This window comes from Limosilactobacillus albertensis (assembly GCF_014145555.1).
In the GTDB taxonomy this organism is placed as follows: domain Bacteria; phylum Bacillota; class Bacilli; order Lactobacillales; family Lactobacillaceae; genus Limosilactobacillus; species Limosilactobacillus albertensis.
In genome coordinates this window covers 1-1,189 of sequence record NZ_JACIVD010000002.1, presented here as the reverse complement: position 1 = coordinate 1,189, position 1,189 = coordinate 1, and the positions used below count along the sequence as shown (strand labels likewise).

Sequence of the window (1,189 nt, the reverse complement as noted above, 5' to 3'; positions counted from 1 at the left end):
TGCGTCCTAAACCAACTAGACCAACGGACCAAAATTGCGGGGGCTGGATTTGAACCAACGACCTCCGGGTTATGAGCCCGACGAGCTACCAGACTGCTCTACCCCGCGATAATAAAAGGAGGATGAGGGATTCGAACCCTCGCGTCGCTCTCACGGCCTAGCGGTTTTCAAGACCGCCCCCTTCAGCCACTTGGGTAATCCTCCATAATAAGATTAAACAATAATGATTCATCAAAGCTAATCCTCTGATGGACCTTGTAGGACTCGAACCTACGACCGGGCGGTTATGAGCCGCTTGCTCTAACCAACTGAGCTAAAGGTCCAAAACAGCCAGCCAATCGCGGCGGGGGGGATCGAACCCTCGACCTCCCGGGTATGAACCGGACGCTCTAGCCAGCTGAGCTACACCGCGAAAAAACTAATAATTATATTAATTTCTAAATCGGGAAAACAGGATTCGAACCTGCGACCCCCTGGTCCCAAACCAGGTGCTCTACCAAGCTGAGCTATTTCCCGAAAAATGCACCCAGAAGGAGTCGAACCTTCAACCTTCTGATTCGTAGTCAGACACTCTATCCAATTGCGCTATGGGTGCATGTAAGTGCCGAGGACCGGGATCGAACCGGTACGGTTATCACTAACCGCAGGATTTTAAGTCCTGTGCGTCTGCCAATTCCGCCACCCCGGCATTATAGAACTGGCAAAGCGGAAGACGGGATTCGAACCCGCGACCCCCACCATGGCAAGGTGATGTTCTACCACTGAACTACTTCCGCATATTAAAGTGCCGACTAGAGGATTCGAACCTCCGACCCCCTGTTTACAAGACAGGTGCTCTGCCAACTGAGCTAAGTCGGCAATTGACACTTTTTGGTTTTATATCAAATATTTACTATTTGATAATGAGCCGTGACGGGCTTGAACCGTCGACCCTCTGATTAAAAGTCAGATGCTCTACCAACTGAGCTAACGGCTCATGAGCTAAATTGCTCAATGGAGGATACAGGGCTCGAACCTGTGACCTCCTGCTTGTAAGGCAGATGCTCTCCCAACTGAGCTAATCCTCCATAAAGCGTGGCAACGTCCTATCCTCGCAGGGAGCGATCCCCCAACTACTTTCGGCGTGTTGAAGCTTAACTTCTGTGTTCGGCATGGGTACAGGTGTATCCTTCAAGCCATCATCACCACA

The 1,189-nt window shown here is 50.8% G+C and carries 11 tRNA genes and 1 rRNA gene; all 12 read right to left on the bottom strand.

The window, feature by feature from the left end:
• Nucleotides 1-34: 34 nt before the first annotated feature.
• The 12 genes from H5S41_RS00060 to rrf all read right to left on the bottom strand — a co-directional run bounded on the left by H5S41_RS00060 (nucleotide 35) and on the right by rrf (nucleotide 1,189).
• A tRNA-Met gene (locus tag H5S41_RS00060) sits at nucleotides 35-108 on the bottom strand.
• A gap of 8 nt (nucleotides 109-116) precedes the next feature.
• Nucleotides 117-204 (bottom strand) — tRNA-Ser (locus tag H5S41_RS00055).
• Nucleotides 205-249: 45 nt separating this feature from the next.
• Nucleotides 250-323: transfer RNA gene (locus tag H5S41_RS00050), tRNA-Ile, on the bottom strand.
• 15 nt (nucleotides 324-338) lie between these two features.
• A tRNA-Met gene (locus H5S41_RS00045) sits at nucleotides 339-412 on the bottom strand.
• A gap of 30 nt (nucleotides 413-442) precedes the next feature.
• Nucleotides 443-516 (bottom strand) — tRNA-Pro (locus H5S41_RS00040).
• 5 nt (nucleotides 517-521) lie between these two features.
• Nucleotides 522-595, bottom strand: a tRNA-Arg gene (locus H5S41_RS00035).
• Nucleotides 596-602: 7 nt separating this feature from the next.
• Nucleotides 603-688: transfer RNA gene (locus H5S41_RS00030), tRNA-Leu, on the bottom strand.
• A gap of 16 nt (nucleotides 689-704) precedes the next feature.
• Nucleotides 705-776 (bottom strand) — tRNA-Gly (locus H5S41_RS00025).
• A 9-nt stretch (nucleotides 777-785) separates the two neighbouring features.
• Nucleotides 786-858, bottom strand: a tRNA-Thr gene (locus H5S41_RS00020).
• A gap of 45 nt (nucleotides 859-903) precedes the next feature.
• Nucleotides 904-976, bottom strand: a tRNA-Lys gene (locus H5S41_RS00015).
• A gap of 18 nt (nucleotides 977-994) precedes the next feature.
• Nucleotides 995-1,067: transfer RNA gene (locus tag H5S41_RS00010), tRNA-Val, on the bottom strand.
• A gap of 5 nt (nucleotides 1,068-1,072) precedes the next feature.
• Nucleotides 1,073-1,189, bottom strand: a 5S ribosomal RNA gene (rrf, locus tag H5S41_RS00005).